This window comes from Bacteroides sp. NSJ-39, from assembly GCF_014287315.1.
GTDB classification, from domain to species: domain Bacteria; phylum Bacteroidota; class Bacteroidia; order Bacteroidales; family Bacteroidaceae; genus Bacteroides; species Bacteroides finegoldii.
This window is the reverse complement of sequence record NZ_JACOOB010000016.1, coordinates 88,589-104,649: the sequence shown is the minus strand read 5'-3', so window position 1 is coordinate 104,649 and position 16,061 is coordinate 88,589. Positions and strand designations below refer to the sequence as shown.

Below are 16,061 nucleotides of genomic sequence, written 5' to 3'. Positions count from 1 at the left end.
AACTAGAGGTTCAAGCAGGGGAAACTAAAGTTTCAGGCAGAGGAAACTGGAGTTTCAAGAGGGGGAAACTAAAGTTTCATACGCAGGAAACACTTGGTGAAAAGCAGGATGGCAAAGACAGTGCGTAAGGATAAGTAAGGGAAAGTGTAAGGATGAGCGAGGGAAAGGTGTAAGATACACCGCATCTGCAACCATCCCACACCACTATCCTACACACTATTAATATACTAATATTCAACAACATAAAGTGAGAATGGTGTAGGATAGCAGATAATCTTCAATTTTAAATCCACGAGGAGAAATACTCTTTCTGATATATTAAAGATATGAACAGGTCTCAATCAGATTTTATACTCTTCTATCTTTCTATACAACGTAGTAAGTCCAATTTTCAGCAAACGGGCAGTTTCCGTTTTATTTCCCTTAGTGTATTCCAAAACACGGGCAATATGTCTTCGTTCCATTGCCGCCAGTTCAAAGCCCTCCGCACTATCGTCCGAACATTCGTAATGAGTATTTTGAATTTCCAAAGGTAAATCGCAAATATCCAACCGCCCACCTTCGCAGACAATCAGGCTACGCTCGATAACATTTCGCAATTCGCGGATATTTCCTTTCCAAGACTGTTTCTCCAAAGCCTCCAGAAAAGCGGGAGTCATCTCACTAATGGAATACGAAAGTTTCTCGGAAAAGCTCTTGGCAAAAGCTGCTGCAAGAATACTGATATCCCCTGCCCGCTCACGAAGTGCAGGGAGATGCACCTGAAATACAGAAAGACGATAGAACAAATCTTCACGAAAACATCCCTCTTTGATTTCTTCCTGCAGGTTGCGGTTCGTTGCAGCAATGATACGCACATTCACCCTGGTAGGCTTTGTGTCACCTATTTTTATATACTCGCCGGTTTCAAGAATACGCAGTAACTTGGCTTGCAGTTCAAAAGCCATTTCCCCTATTTCATCCAGAAAAATCGTTCCGTTATGAGCTTCCTCAAAAAGCCCTTTCTTATCTTTCAAAGCACCGGTAAATGAGCCCGCCTTGTGCCCGAACATCTCACTCTCTAATAATTCCTTACTAAAAGAGGAGCAGTTGACCGCTACGAAATTCTGTTTACTCCGCTTACTATTATAATGGATAGCCTGAGCAAAAACCTCTTTTCCTGTCCCGGTCTCTCCGGTAAGTAATACCGGAACATCCGTGACAGACACCTTCTGTGCCAAAGAGATAGCCTCTTTCAGCACTTTCGATTCTCCTAAAATAGAATCGAACGAATACATCTGCCCGACTTTCTTCTCCAGTTTTTCCAACCGGACATTCATTCTTGCTTTCTCCGCAGCACGACTAATCAAAGGAATGATCTTATTATTATCATCTCCCTTCGTTATATAATCGAATGCACCATTCTTGATCGCCTGCACCCCGTCAGGAATATTGCCATGTGCGGTGAGAAGAATCACTTCCACATTAGGAGCCTGCTTCTTGATATTCAGCACTAAATCCACCCCATTCCCATCAGGAAGAAAAACATCACACAGAACCACATCGGGCGATTGGACTTCAAGTTGTTTGACAGCAGCTTTACAATCGCCAGCCTGACATACTTCGTACCCTTCAAGTTCCAGCATACGTGCCAAAAGGCTACGAATCTGGATTTCATCGTCAACAATAAGAATCTTACTCATACAATTTACTTACATTTAATGGAAGAATAAAAAACAGGGTGTGCAAATATAACTTTTTTCGATGAGTCTATGAACATTTCTTATATATAGTTCGTTATTTCCATAGGAAACTATTTACACTATAAAATTATGAAGATTATCATTATCGGAGGCGTTGCAGGAGGAGCTACCACTGCTGCCCGAATCAGACGAGTAGACGAGACAGCAGAAATTATCCTTTTGGAAAAAGGAAAGCATATATCGTACGCCAATTGCGGGCTGCCTTATTATATAGGAGGAGTGATTGAAGAACGGGAAAAATTATTTGTACAGACTCCCGAAGCATTCTCGACACGCTTCCGTGTTGATGTCCGCACGGAAAACGAAGTGATTTTTATTGACCGGAAGAAAAAGACAGTCACCGTACGTCAGAGTAGCGAGGATACGTATGAAGAGAGCTACGACAAACTGCTGATATCAACCGGAGCTTCTCCCGTACGGCCGCCATTACCGGGAATCGACCTTCCGGGTATTTTCACGCTAAGAAATGTCACAGATACAGACCGTATCAAAGAATATATCAACAGCCATTCTCCCCGAAAAGCGGTAGTGGTAGGAGCCGGATTTATCGGTCTCGAAATGGCCGAGAACCTGCACGCACAAGGGGCGAAAGTCTCGATTGTGGAAATGGGGAATCAGGTAATGGCTCCTATCGACTTTTCGATGGCTTCGCTCGTGCATCAACACCTGATGGACAAAGGAGTGAACCTGTATTTGGAACAAGCCGTAGCTTCTTTCGAACGGGAAGGGAAAGGACTGAAGGTTACTTTCAAGAACGGACAGTCGATTTCTGCCGATATTGTCATTCTATCCATCGGAGTACGGCCGGAAACCAGTCTGGCCCGGGCTGCCGAACTAACGATCGGGCCTGCCGGCGGTATTGCCGTGAACAACTATTTACAGACATCCGACGAAGCCATTTATGCTATCGGTGACGCTATCGAATATCGCCATCCAATCACCGGAAAGCCCTGGCTCAACTACCTTGCAGGCCCTGCCAACCGCCAAGGACGCATCGTTGCAGACAATATACTGGGAGCTAAAATTCCATACGAAGGTTCCATCGGCACTTCCATCGCCAAAGTCTTTGATATGACGGTGGCTTCCACCGGCTTGCCCGGCAAACGGCTACGCTTGGAAGGTATCGATTATATGTCGTCTACCATTCATCCCGCTTCTCATGCCGGATACTACCCGGACGCTATGCCGATGAGTATAAAGATTACGTTCGACAAACAAACGGGACGGCTGTACGGAGGACAGATTGTCGGCTATGACGGAGTGGACAAGCGAATTGACGAGCTTGCGCTTGTCATCAAACATCAAGGTACGGTATACGACCTGATGAAAGTAGAACAGGCATACGCTCCTCCATTCTCCTCCGCCAAAGATCCTGTAGCAATAGCCGGATATGTAGCGGAAGATATGATTACGGGTAAAACGAATCCTGTCTACTGGAGGGAGCTGAGAGACATCGAGATGGAGAATAAATTCTTACTGGATGTCCGTACACAGGACGAGTTTGCATTAGGATCATTACCGGGAGCGGTCAATATCCCGTTGGATGAACTCCGGGACCGGATGTCGGAATTGCCGAAAGACCGTATGATTTATACGTTCTGCGCCGTCGGCCTGCGCGGTTATCTCGCTTACCGGATATTGACGCAACACGGATTTGACAAAGTACGTAACCTTTCAGGCGGATTGAAGACTTACCGTGCAGCCACAGCCCCCATCGTTATACACCAGGAGAATGAAGACCAAACAGACGAATCCCCTTCACCGCAAGAGAAGACACTTTCGAGCGAACCGTCAGCCGCACCGGCAATTCCCGTAGCAGCTGCAAAAACAATCCGTGTGGATGCGTGCGGGCTGCAATGTCCCGGTCCAATACTGAAAATGAAAAAGACGATGGACGGACTGGCTTCCGGCGAGCGGGTAGAGATTACGGCTACCGATCCGGGATTCCCGCGTGATGCTGCCGCATGGTGCAGCTCGACCGGCAATCAGCTCATTTCCAAAGAGGCATCCGGAGGAAAATCTGTTGTTATTATAGAAAAAGGAGAACCAAAAGCGTGCAATATTGTTACTTCTTGTGAGGGCAAAGGAAAAACTTTTATCATGTTCAGTGATGATTTAGATAAAGCTTTAGCTACCTTTGTACTTGCCAACGGTGCGGCAGCCACAGGACAGAAAGTTACAATCTTCTTCACTTTCTGGGGATTGAACGTTATCAAGAAACTGCATAAGCCGGAAACCGAGAAAGATATTTTTGGAAAAATGTTTGGCATGATGTTGCCTTCCAGCTCGAAGAAACTGAAACTTTCAAAGATGAGCATGGGAGGAATAGGCGGAAAAATGATGCGGTATATCATGAATAAGAAAGGTATTGATTCTTTGGAATCACTGCGCCAACAAGCTCTGGAGAACGGAGTGGAATTTATTGCCTGCCAGATGTCGATGGATGTGATGGGAGTGAAACAAGAAGAACTTCTGGACGAAGTGACTATCGGCGGTGTAGCGACTTATATGGAACGGGCCGACAATGCCAACGTTAATCTGTTTATTTAACGGAACGAAATAATAAATATATGCAATGAGAAATATGAAAACAATATGTGCCATACGCGATGTATTCAGAGCTATGACCAATTTTGAGGCTAGCTTTGAGCAAGTCTACCAGATAACGCTGAACGAGGCCATGATTTTGTGCGCTCTCAAGTGCTCTTCGGAAAGAATGACGGCAACAAACCTGTCGAAACAAACAGATTTGAGCCCTTCCCATACATCAAAAATGCTCCGGATACTGGAAGAAAAAGGACTGATCGTAAGAACTTTGGGAAGCGAGGACCGGCGGCAAATGTACTTTACCCTGTCTGCTGCAGGAAGAGAACGGGTTTGTGACATGGAAATACAGAAGGTGGAAATCCCCGAATTACTGAAACCTCTGTTCAAAGACGCAGAATCTTAAACGGTTCTCTGCAAAACTATAAAGAGAGTTCAAAACGCGGATTAACATGAATTAATCCGCGTTTTATTATTCATTATGACACACTCTCTTCTTTATTACAGACACAGAAAGAAAAATGTTAATTTTCCGGCAAAATAATTCTTCGTGCGAACCTTTTTATTTCTTTGTTGTTGTTTGTAACAAAAGCCCCAAGGTACCAGGGCCTGATTTTTATATAACCTAAACATTATAAAGATATGAAGAAATTAATTCCTATTTTATTGGCGGTCTTTGCACTCGCATCCTGCGAAAAAGACCCGGACATGGGTAAGCTGGATAACAACTATCTGGTATACACTAACTACGACAAGAAAGCTGACTTCAAAGTTCCTACATTCTATCTGGCAGATCAAATTCTGGTAATCAACGACAGTAAAGAACCGGAATATCTCGAAGGAGAAGGCGCTGAACAAATTCTGGCTGCTTACACGGAAAACATGGAAGCCAGAGGCTATACAGCCGCTGATACCAAAGAAAATGCTGATCTTGGTATCCAAGTAAGCTACATCGAAAGTACTTATTATTTCACCAGCTACAATCAGCCCGAATGGTGGTGGGGCTATCCCGGCTATTGGGGACCCGGTTACTGGGGCGGAAACTGGGGTGGCGGATGGTACTATCCGTACGCTGTGACTTACAGTTATAGCACCAACTCATTCCTGACGGAAATGGTGGACTTGAACGCCGACCAAGGTGAAAAAGCCAAACTCCCTGTTGTATGGACCAGTTATCTGACCGGATTTGAAACAGGTTCGAGCGCTGTCAACCGTACTCTTGCAGTGGAAGCTGTCAATCAGTCATTCACTCAGTCACCTTATCTTACTAACAAATAAACAACTACAACTGTTATGAAAACAAGAAAAAATATATACTTCAAGGTAGTAGCCTTGGCGGCTATTGCCATCGCCTTCGCCATGCCGGCTAAGGCACAGCTATCAGACAACGGATATGCTAATATCGACTGGCAGTTTAATGTTCCCCTCGGCAATCATTTTGCCGACAAGTCCAGTGGTTGGGGTATGAACTTTGAAGGTGGTTATTTCGTGACTCCTAATATCGGTTTAGGTCTTTTCCTAAACTACCATACGAACCACGAATATGTAGGCCGTGAAACCTTCCAACTGGGAGCCGGTGAGGTAACTACCGACCAGCAACACACCATGTTCCAATTGCCTTTCGGTGCTGCTGCCCGTTACCAATGGAATCGCGGTGGATCCGTACAACCATACGTCAGCGCTAAACTAGGTGCCGAATATGCTAAAATCCGTTCCAACTTCAATATGCTCGAAGCAAGAGAAAACAGTTGGGGCTTCTACGCTTCTCCTGAAATCGGTATCAACGTATTTCCTTGGGTATACGGACCGGGACTACACTTCGCTCTCTACTACAGCTATGGTACCAACAAGGCTGATGTACTGCATTACAGTGTAGACGGACTGAACAACTTCGGTTTCCGACTGGGTGTATCATTCTAAGGCTAAACTCTATCAGAATTACGTTAATAAAAAGAATGCCTCTCTGCTTCCACGAGCAGAGGGGCATTCCATTTTATAGCTTGCCGGAAAAGGAGGGATTACTTTTTCTTCATCGCATCATAAATCGCTTCCTGTATCCTTTCACGAATGTGCAATTGATTCAATTTACGGTTGGTCGCGTCCGGATAAACCCGGTTACTCAAAAAGACATAGACCAACTCATTCACAGGGTCCACCCAAGCACAGGTCCCGGTAAACCCAGTATGACCATACACTTCGGCAGGCACACCGGGAGCACAGTTCCCTTTCTTCGAATCAGTCATATCCGGTTTGTCGAATCCCAAACCGCGCCGGCTTATCTTTGAAACTTCTGTAGTAAACAGTTGACAGGTTTCCTTACTCAGATAACGCTGTCCGTCCAACTCCCCTCCATTCAATAACATCTGATAGATACGGGCAACCTCACGGGCTGTGGAAAAAAGTCCGGCATTCCCACCCAATCCACCAAAGAAAGCAGAAGCCTCATCATGAACAAAGCCTTGCAAAGTCTCTTTTCGCAAGAAACGATCTTTATTGGAAGGCACAATCTCCGATTTGGCAAAGCGGCGTAAAGGCAAATAACCCGTGCGCTCCAACCCCATCGGTCCGTAAAATTCACGTTGCAGATAGGCTTCCATCGGCATTTCCGCCAACTGTTCCACCAGCATTCCCAACAGAATAAATCCGATGTCACTATATACATAGCGTTTCTGTCTCAATGGAGTTTCCGCAATTTTCTCTTCTATCACTTTCCTGAATGAACGGTTCAGCCATATACTATCACAGATTTGAACGGTATAATCCCCGGTCCCGACAGACGAGATATATTCTTTTTTAAACTTAAAATCCGGATTCGCCCATGTGGTCGTACCAATCCGTAACAGATGTTTCGCATCCCTACGCGCACTGAATAATCGTCCGTCGTAACTATCCTTATCTATCACTTCCTGATAGAACGGTATCCAAGATGGCAAACCGGACTGGTGAAGCAGGATTTCCTGAATAGTGATATCTTTCTTGTCTGTACGTTGCAGGAACGGTAAATAATCCGAAATCTTATCGGTAAGGCTGAAACGTCCTTTATCGTAAAGTTTCATAATAGCCAGCAGAGTTCCCGTAGTTTTGGATAAAGAGGCCAAATCGTAAATATCCGTAGATTCAACACGAGGACTGCCCTTTCCCGCATACGTACCGAACGCTTTATCATACATGATATGCCCGTTTCTCAAAACAACTATCTGGCAACCGGGATAGGCTCCCTGCTGAATGCCGTCCAGTGCAATGGCGTCAATCTTTTTCAGAAGAACGGACGAAAGACCATGCTCCTCCGGGATGAAATGTAAAGGCGTTCTCGGTGTAATGGTCACTCCCGCCCCTGTGGGAAACAATCCGCCTATACTTGCCGACAACCTTCCGTCCGCCGTGGCTTTGGCATATAAGATATCAGCCACCTGCCGCTGCACGTCACCATTATGGCTATGCCCCAATATCACGGCTGATGCGCGGGACACCGCACGTTGAATCTGCAACATCATTTTGCCGGGTGTAAAGAACAGATAGATAGCCGGGCTTTTAGGAACAAACTTGGCAAAGAAAGACTGATAAGCCCCCAATCGTTGTTCACTGACCGCTACTACAATCCGTTTATAAGCAGCCAGCGAATCACGCAACTTCTGATTTTCCTGTTCAGTCTGATTGGCACGAAGACGGAAACGGACCAATGAAGTATAACGGGACATCTGACTCGCCAGCGCATTCGTCTCACCCGGTTTTCCAACTTCGAGCAATGCAATCTTCTGTTCCTTGTCCGCGTGCAACGGTAAAATATGGTTCTTATTGTTCAGCACAGTAATCGCCGCCCAATTCAACCGACGGATTAAATCACGTGTCTGAGGAGTGTTAATACGCTGTTCCAAACCGGATACTTGCACAAACGGCTTTTTCTTTAATCCCAGTGCATATTTATAAGTCAGCACCTTACGGCATTTACTCTCAATATCCTCCCGGCTCAACTCCCCTTTTTCAATGGCTTCCAATACGGCGGATATCTCCGCTTTCAGATTACGGGGAGCCAGCACCATATCATTTCCCGCTTTCAATGCTTGCAAACTGACACTTCCATTCCCCGACACCCCTTTCATGGCAAGCGCATCTGTAAATATCAGCCCTCTAAAAGCCAATTCGTCCGTCAGCAAATCATACACCACATTGCGAGACAATGACGATGGGAGTCCGCCCACCGGTTCTATGATGGGCACTTGCAAATGGCCGACCATCATACCGCCCAATCCTGCCCGGATCGCTCTTTTAAAAGGATAAAGTTCTACACTGTCCAACCGCTCGCGAGTGAAAGGAAGCACAGGCAACGCCTTATGCGAATCAATATCCGTATCTCCATGACCGGGAAAATGCTTGCATACAGACAGTACTCCTCCTTCTTCCAGGCCGGATGCGTAAGCGATAACCTTATCTGCCACCTGTATCGGATTTTCTCCGAAAGAACGGGTATTAATCACCGGATTCTTCGGATTGATATTCACATCCGCCACCGGAGCAAAATTAACCTGAGCCCCAATCTGTTTGCACTGGCGGGCTACTTCACGCCCATACGCATGAATCAACCGATTGTCCTGAATACAGCCCAGCACCATATTTCTCGGGAAAACAGGTGTGCCGCGCAAACGCATTGCCAGCCCCCATTCTCCATCGAAAGTAATCATAACAGGTACTTTGGCTTGCCGTTGCGCCCGATTCGTCAAGTTGACCTGGTTCTGCAGTTTTCCACCGGAAAAAAGAAGTCCCCCCACTTTATAAGTATCAACGGCTTCACGCAGCAATTCCAGATTTCGTTTGGTATCCACAGGAGCGATGGTATAGATAAATAACTGCCCGACTTTTTCTTTGAAGGAAAGCCTATCCATTACCGAGTCTACCCAATGGCGGCAGTCCTTATCCTGAAGAGCCTTATATACCAACTGCGGTTCAACGGCAGCAGCATTTTGAGCCGAACCCGTTACCGGTCCGGCTGAAATAAGAAATAAAAACGCTAAGATTGAGGAAAGTTTCTTCATTTATGTTCCAAAGTCAAATCAAGACGGCCTACACGCACACCACTCTTCCCCGTGTGCATGACAGCCACTTCTTCTCCATCCATGTTCAAATATGTTTTCGGGCCTTTCATAAAGGTGTGCGAATGCCCGCCCAAAATCACATCGATATTACGTGTATTCGCCACCAGGCGTTCGTCCATCTGAATTCCCAAATGCGACAGACATACCACAACATCACATCCTTTTTCTTTCAGCAAAGCAGCCACTTCATTCGATACCCCGACCGGGTCCTCATAAACTATTCCTTCACATTTATTAGCCTGAATCAATCCTTCCGGTTCCGCTCCCAGACCGAAGACACCTATTTTCAAACCATATTTCTCTAAAATAACGTATGGCTTTACAATATCTTTCAATACCGTAGCTTCCAAATTATAATTGGCACAGACTACCGGAAACTTTGCCATCTTGAAAATACGGGCCATGTTATCCACATCGAAATCAAACTCATGATTGCCGATAGTCATCGCGTCATAGCCCATTTCGTTCATCAACTTAATTTCCACTTCCCCCTGAAACATATTATAATAGGGAGTCCCCTGCGAAATATCCCCGCAATCGAACAACAATACATTGTCGTGCTCTTTGCGGAACTGTTCAAGGAAAGTAGCCCGGCGGACAAATCCTCCTTCATTATAATTGTGGTCACCTTTCTGATTGACCGGTTCAATACGACTATGCACATCGCTAGTCTGCAAAAGTATAAGTTCTTTAGTATCCTGCGCAAATAGGGAAAAGGCAAAGCTTACTACCAAGCACAGCAGAAATGATATCTGAATTCTTCTCATATCCAACATTTTTAGGTTCTCCTTTTTTATTTTATAGAAATACGTCCATCCAGTCTGGAGGTAATCAGCTTACCTTCGGCAGTCTGCTTCCGCACATATTCAAGAAACAGGCCGCGCAAAGTAGCGTTCTCCGGACATACACGTTTCTCCGCTTGCAGAAGAGCGTCCATCCGCCCGTTTCCATCCGCCAGATAATCGATGGTAGCTACCGTATAAGATTGGTCATCCTTCACCGGTTGTCCGCCAATGGTTACATTCAGCAGTTCGCCTTCCTTACTGATTTCCATACGAATGCCGCTCACTCCTTCTCCATGCAAGGAAGCGATAGCCTTAAAAAGACGTTTCATGTCCGCCCCCTTCATTGTCAACACACAAAGCGAATTCTCGAAAGGAAGGATTTCGAAGATTTCGCCAACGGTGATATCTCCCTTCGGCAGGATATTGCGCAATCCTCCCATATTTACCAATCCCATATCGGCAGGTTTACCCAATACCCGAACCGCCGCCTGCTGCAACACACCTGCCACAAGATTGGAAAGGAGGCTTTCCGGATTCCCTTTATCCATTATCATTTCACTGGTGCCAATGACTTCATACATCATCGCATCTACTTTGTCCTTATAGGGCTTCAATATCTCAGCAGCTCTTTTGTCGGGATTCGCATCCCAGACCGAATCGATCGTAATCATACTGCCTTTTACTCCAACCACTTCGTAGTTAGCCGTGGTTTCCCGTGCCGAGCGACAGGACGTAAAGAGGAAACCTCCCGCCAACACGGCTACAATCAGATACTTTACATAAGTCTGTTTCATGTTCGCTATTTTTAGATATGCTACAAATATACGAAAACATTTGGCTATCTGACAAATAATTCGTTACTTTGCACCGCTTTCGCGCAATCGCTGTCAAGAGAAGAGATACTTGGTATGTTGCGTTGTAACGATGAAACAATTTAATAATAACAACAATGGATTTAATTAAAATTGCAGAAGAAGCATTTGCTACCGGAAAACAGCACCCGAGCTTCAAAGCAGGAGACACTGTAACAGTAGCATATCGTATTATCGAAGGTAACAAAGAACGTGTACAGTTGTACCGTGGTGTTGTTATCAAAATCGCCGGTCACGGAGACAAGAAACGTTTTACTGTACGTAAAATGTCAGGAACTATAGGCGTAGAAAGAATTTTCCCAATCGAATCACCGGCTATCGATAGCATCGAAGTGAACAAGGTAGGTAAAGTTCGTCGCGCTAAATTGTACTACCTGCGTGCTCTTACCGGTAAGAAAGCTAGAATCAAAGAAAAAAGAGCTAACTAATCCTAGTTACTTTTCGATTCGAAATAAAAAAGGGAACTTCCTGCAATGGAAGTTTCCTTTTTTATTGTCATTCCTCCCTCTGATCTTCCACTCTGAAACATAAAACCCCGAGAGTCATAAACTCCCGAGGCTTCATTACCTTTATTACAATAATGATATATTATTCTTTCAGATCCTTCAATTCCCAAGCCAATGCACTGGCACCCAGTACGGCGGCATCAGAATCCTTCAGTTCGGAAACGAGCAATTTCGTCTTACCTTTATAGATATTCAGGATATTCCTATCGATTGATTCCTGAATCGGTTTCATGATATAGTCACCGGACTTAGCCAAACCACCGAACAATACAATTGCTTCGGGACTGGAGAATGCGATAGCGTCCGCCAAAGCTTCACCCAAAATATTTCCGGTAAATTCGAAGATTTCCTGTGCCAGTTTATCGCCTTGAACGGCTGCGTCATATACATCCTTTGAAGTAATGTTTTCTGCAGGAATATTACGGAGCAGACTTGCATCCGTGCGGGCAGCCAAAAATTCGCGAGCAGTACGGGCTACACCGGTAGCCGAACAATAGGTTTCCAGACAACCTTTACGGCCGCAACCACAAAGACGACCATCGCGACGAGCGATAACATGTCCCAACTCACCGGCAAAACCATCATGACCATACACCATCTGACCGTTGATAACGATACCGCTACCTACACCTGTACCTAGTGTAATCATGATAAAGTCTTTCATGCCACGGGCGGCGCCGTATGTCATTTCACCGATAGCGGCAGCATTAGCATCGTTTGTCAGGGCTGTAGGAATGCCCAGTCTTTCTTCAAACATAGCAGCCAACGGAAGAATACCTTTCCAAGGCAAATTCGGAGCGAACTCGATAGTTCCTGTATAGTAGTTACCATTCGGAGCACCCACACCGATACCTCTGATTTTATCCACACCGCCATTGGCGATAATCAATGGAAGAAGATTTTTGCACACTTCATCTGCATATTCTTCTACCGTAGGATAACCGGATGTTTTGATAGAACTGCTTGCTATAATAGTTCCGCGTGCGTCTACAATTCCAAAGACGGTATTTGTTCCGCCTATGTCAATACCTACTACGTAGGGTTTCTCCATGTTTGAATTCATGATACTTTTATTTAAAAGGGTTAGTTAATCATTAAGTTTACTGCACACAAATTACGTAAAGAAGATTGAGTCTACAAAATGTTTTTCAAAAAAAGTTCAACCTCTTTGCAACTTTTCTTTTCTCGCTACCGTCTAATAGAAGAAATTCATAAGAAAACTGAAACTAAATAAAGGAAACTGTGATACAACTGACAAATATCAATAAGACCTATAATAACGGAGCACCTCTTCATGTGCTCAAGGGTATCGACCTCCACATCGGGCAAGGTGAATTTGTTTCCATCATGGGAGCGTCAGGGTCAGGAAAATCGACTTTACTTAACATATTAGGTATTCTTGATAATTACGATACCGGAGATTATTATCTGAACAACGTACTCATCAAAAATCTAAGCGAAACCAAAGCCTCCGAATACCGGAACCGCATGATCGGATTTATCTTCCAATCATTCAATCTGATATCGTTCAAAGACGCAGTAGAGAATGTAGCACTTCCTTTATTCTATCAAGGAGTAAGCCGTAAAAAGCGCAATGCCCTTGCTTTGGAATACCTCGACCGTCTGGGGTTGAAGGATTGGGCGCATCATATGCCGAACGAGATGAGCGGCGGACAGAAACAGCGTGTAGCCATCGCCCGCGCACTCATCACCCGACCGCAAATTATTCTGGCGGACGAGCCCACAGGAGCATTGGACAGTAAGACCTCCGTAGAAGTGATGCAAATACTGAAAGACCTGCACCGGACGGGGATGACCATCGTAGTCGTCACACACGAAAGCGGAGTTGCCAACCAGACCGACAAGATAATACACATTAAGGACGGTATCATTGAACGAATCGAAGACAACATTGCCCATGACGCTTCTCCTTTCGGTAAAAACGGATTCATGAAATAAAGACCAATCAGACATGATCGACATCTGGCAAGAAATATACAGCACCATTAAGCGCAACAAGCTAAGGACTTTCCTCACAGGGTTCGCTGTGGCATGGGGAATATTCATGCTTATCGTCCTCTTAGGGGCCGGCAACGGACTGATTCATGCTTTCGAAGAGTCTTCTTCGGAACGTGCACTGAACAGTATTAAAATCTATCCGGGATGGACTTCCAAGTCTTACGACGGACTCAAAGAGGGACGGAAAATCCAGCTGGACAACAAGGACTTACGGATCACCGACACTCGTTTTCCGGATTATGTAATTAAGGCCGGAGCTTCCATCTGGCAAGGTACCGTCACCATCAGTTTCGGCTCGGAATATGCCAGTGTCGGGTTGGCAGGCGTCTTTCCCAATCATATAGAAATAGAAACCATAAAGCTCTTTAAAGGACGTTTTATTAATGAGACGGATATTAAAGAAAGACGGAAAGTAATCGTCCTGCATAAAAAAACGGCTGAGATTCTTTTTCATAAGACGCATACCGAACCTATCGGGCAGTTTGTCAATATGGGAAACGTTGCCTATCGGGTAGTGGGACTTTGCAACGACAAAGGAGATAGCGGTGAGAAACCTGCCCTCATACCTTTCTCTACCTTGCAAACGATCTATAATAAAGGAGACAAGCTGAGCTGTCTGACCATTGCTACGAAGAATATGGAGACGATTGAAGCGAATAATAATTTTGAAAAAGAGTATCGGAAAGCGTTGGGAGCCAACCACCGTTTCGATCCTACCGACAACAGCGCCTTATGGATATGGAATCAGTTCACCAATTATCTGCAACAACAAAAAGGTATGGCCATTCTACGTACCGGAATTTGGGTGATCGGCATTTTCACTCTTTTAAGCGGCATTGTAGGAGTATCCAATATCATGCTGATCACCGTTAAAGAACGTACACGCGAATTCGGTATCCGCAAAGCGTTGGGAGCCAGACCGGGCTCGATCCTTTGGCTGATTATTGTAGAAAGTGTAATCATCACTACTTTATTCGGCTACATAGGTATGGTGGCGGGCATCGGAGTGACCGAATGGATGAATACCGCTTTCGGCAATCAAGTCATGGATACCGGCGGATGGACAACAACCGTCTTCCTGAATCCGACCGTCGATATAAAAATCGCCATTCAAGCTACACTTACATTAATAATCGCCGGAACGTTAGCCGGATTGTTCCCTGCCCGCAAGGCTGTCAGCATCCGTCCGATTGAAGCACTTAGAGCAGATTAAGATTATGAAAATAGACATGGACACCTGTGAGGAAATCCTCATTACCATCACAAGAAATAAAACAAGAAGCCTGCTGACCGCATTCGGCGTGTTCTGGGGAATCTTCATGCTCGTAGCCCTTATCGGAGGCGGACAAGGATTGGAAGAGATGATGAAGAAAAACTTTGAAGGATTTGCCACCAACTCCGGTTTCCTTGCCGCGCAAAGAACGGGCGAGGCTTACAAAGGTTTTCGCAAAGGAAGATGGTGGGATCTGGAAGCAACAGATATCAACCGCCTCCGGTCACAAGTCAAAGAAGCGGAAGTGATTACTCCTTCCGCAGCCCGCTGGGGCTCCAAAGCCGTATACGAAGATAAAAAATACGATTGCAGTGTGAAAGGACTGTATCCGGACTATCTCCATATCGAATCACAGGAGATAGCATACGGCAGGTTTATCAATGATGTAGATATAAAAGAAGCACGCAAAGTATGCGTTATCGGGAAAAGAATCTACGAGAGTCTTTTCAAGCCGGACGAAGATCCGTGTGGCAAATACATACGTGTGGATGGAATTTATTACCAAGTCATCGGAATGTCTGCTTCCGAAGGAAACATGAGCATACAAGGACGGTCTTCGGAGGCGGTCATCCTTCCTTTTACTACCATGCAACAGACTTACAATCTGGGAGGGCAGATTGACGTGATCTGTTTCACCGTGAAACATGGAGTCAAGGTATCCGACATACAACCCCGAATGGAACAGATCATTAAAGCTGCGCATTATATCGCTCCCAACGACAAACAGGCACTTATGTATCTGAATGCCGAAGCGATGTTTTCTATGATCGATAACTTGTTTACCGGTATCCATATACTCATCTGGATGGTAGGATTGGGAACTTTGCTGGCGGGTGCTATCGGCGTGTCCAATATCATGATGGTCACCGTAAAAGAGCGTACCACTGAAATCGGTATCCGCCGGGCAATCGGAGCACGTCCGAAAGATATCCTGCAACAGATTCTGTCTGAAAGCATAGTGCTGACCGCCCTTGCAGGAATGTGCGGAATCTCCTTTGCCGTCATAGTGCTGCAACTAACAGAAATGGCAGCTAACTCAAATGGAGGTGATATCCGTTTCCAAGTTACCTTCGGACTGGCAGTCGGAACGTGTATCTTACTGATTGCGTTGGGTATGCTAGCCGGACTGGCACCCGCTTACCGGGCTATGGCTATCAAACCGATTGAAGCGATCCGGGAGGAGTAGAAGTTGAGAATGGAGAGTTGAGAATTAGAAATTAAACATATATA

General features: G+C 45.3%; 13 protein-coding genes. 8 read left to right on the top strand and 5 right to left on the bottom strand.

Annotated elements, in window-relative coordinates:
* Positions 1 to 341: 341 nt before the first annotated feature.
* Positions 342 to 1,682, bottom strand: a complete 1,341-nt coding sequence (locus H8S63_RS15975) for a sigma-54 dependent transcriptional regulator (RefSeq protein WP_007756821.1) — start codon at positions 1,680 to 1,682, stop codon at positions 342 to 344.
* Between the two features lie 129 nt (positions 1,683 to 1,811).
* On the opposite strand from H8S63_RS15975, the gene H8S63_RS15970 reads away from it, so the two are divergent.
* From H8S63_RS15970 to H8S63_RS15955, 4 genes are all read left to right on the top strand, one after another.
* Positions 1,812 to 4,292 carry an FAD-dependent oxidoreductase gene (locus H8S63_RS15970; protein ID WP_186927359.1) on the top strand — a complete coding sequence of 827 codons (2,481 nt, stop codon included), beginning with the start codon at positions 1,812 to 1,814 and terminating at the stop codon, positions 4,290 to 4,292.
* 34 nt (positions 4,293 to 4,326) lie between these two features.
* Positions 4,327 to 4,692 (top strand): winged helix DNA-binding protein, encoded by a 366-nt coding sequence (locus H8S63_RS15965; RefSeq protein ID WP_032839862.1) that lies wholly within the window; start codon positions 4,327 to 4,329, stop codon positions 4,690 to 4,692.
* Positions 4,693 to 4,928: 236 nt separating this feature from the next.
* Positions 4,929 to 5,564 (top strand): DUF4136 domain-containing protein, encoded by a 636-nt coding sequence (locus tag H8S63_RS15960; RefSeq protein ID WP_007756809.1) that lies wholly within the window; start codon positions 4,929 to 4,931, stop codon positions 5,562 to 5,564.
* Between the two features lie 15 nt (positions 5,565 to 5,579).
* Positions 5,580 to 6,206, top strand: coding sequence for an outer membrane beta-barrel protein (locus tag H8S63_RS15955; RefSeq protein WP_007756808.1), 627 nt, complete (start codon positions 5,580 to 5,582; stop codon positions 6,204 to 6,206).
* Positions 6,207 to 6,304: 98 nt separating this feature from the next.
* Here the strand turns inward: H8S63_RS15955 and H8S63_RS15950 are convergent, their stop codons facing one another.
* The 3 genes from H8S63_RS15950 to H8S63_RS15940 are packed head-to-tail and all read right to left on the bottom strand — an operon-like array spanning position 6,305 to position 10,955.
* Entirely contained in the window at positions 6,305 to 9,316 is a 3,012-nt protein-coding gene (locus H8S63_RS15950) for a glycoside hydrolase family 3 N-terminal domain-containing protein (protein WP_186927358.1), read from the bottom strand.
* On the bottom strand, positions 9,313 to 10,143 hold the full coding sequence (locus tag H8S63_RS15945; RefSeq protein WP_186927357.1) for a bifunctional UDP-sugar hydrolase/5'-nucleotidase: 831 nt from the start codon (positions 10,141 to 10,143) through the stop codon (positions 9,313 to 9,315). The genes H8S63_RS15950 and H8S63_RS15945 overlap by 4 nt, the downstream gene beginning before the upstream one ends.
* Before the next feature lie 26 nt (positions 10,144 to 10,169).
* Entirely contained in the window at positions 10,170 to 10,955 is a 786-nt protein-coding gene (locus H8S63_RS15940; RefSeq protein ID WP_186927356.1) for a 5'-nucleotidase C-terminal domain-containing protein, read from the bottom strand.
* A gap of 155 nt (positions 10,956 to 11,110) precedes the next feature.
* Between H8S63_RS15940 and rplS the strand changes: the two genes are divergently transcribed.
* Entirely contained in the window at positions 11,111 to 11,461 is a 351-nt protein-coding gene (rplS, locus tag H8S63_RS15935) for a 50S ribosomal protein L19 (RefSeq protein WP_004296199.1), read from the top strand.
* A 160-nt stretch (positions 11,462 to 11,621) separates the two neighbouring features.
* Here the strand turns inward: rplS and H8S63_RS15930 are convergent, their stop codons facing one another.
* Positions 11,622 to 12,602, bottom strand: a complete 981-nt coding sequence (locus H8S63_RS15930) for an ROK family protein (RefSeq protein ID WP_022275422.1) — start codon at positions 12,600 to 12,602, stop codon at positions 11,622 to 11,624.
* Positions 12,603 to 12,781: 179 nt separating this feature from the next.
* Here H8S63_RS15930 and H8S63_RS15925 point away from each other — a divergent pair, with 179 nt between their 5' ends.
* From H8S63_RS15925 to H8S63_RS15915, 3 genes are read left to right on the top strand one after another with little or no spacing between them, the layout of a single operon-like run.
* The gene (locus H8S63_RS15925) at positions 12,782 to 13,498 is read left to right on the top strand and encodes an ABC transporter ATP-binding protein (RefSeq protein ID WP_007756800.1); all 717 of its coding nucleotides are present in this window, start codon (positions 12,782 to 12,784) and stop codon (positions 13,496 to 13,498) included.
* A 13-nt stretch (positions 13,499 to 13,511) separates the two neighbouring features.
* Positions 13,512 to 14,771 carry an ABC transporter permease gene (locus tag H8S63_RS15920; RefSeq protein ID WP_186927355.1) on the top strand — a complete coding sequence of 420 codons (1,260 nt, stop codon included), beginning with the start codon at positions 13,512 to 13,514 and terminating at the stop codon, positions 14,769 to 14,771.
* A 4-nt stretch (positions 14,772 to 14,775) separates the two neighbouring features.
* Positions 14,776 to 16,017, top strand: a complete 1,242-nt coding sequence (locus H8S63_RS15915) for an ABC transporter permease (protein ID WP_186927354.1) — start codon at positions 14,776 to 14,778, stop codon at positions 16,015 to 16,017.
* The last annotated feature ends 44 nt before the right edge of the window (positions 16,018 to 16,061 follow it).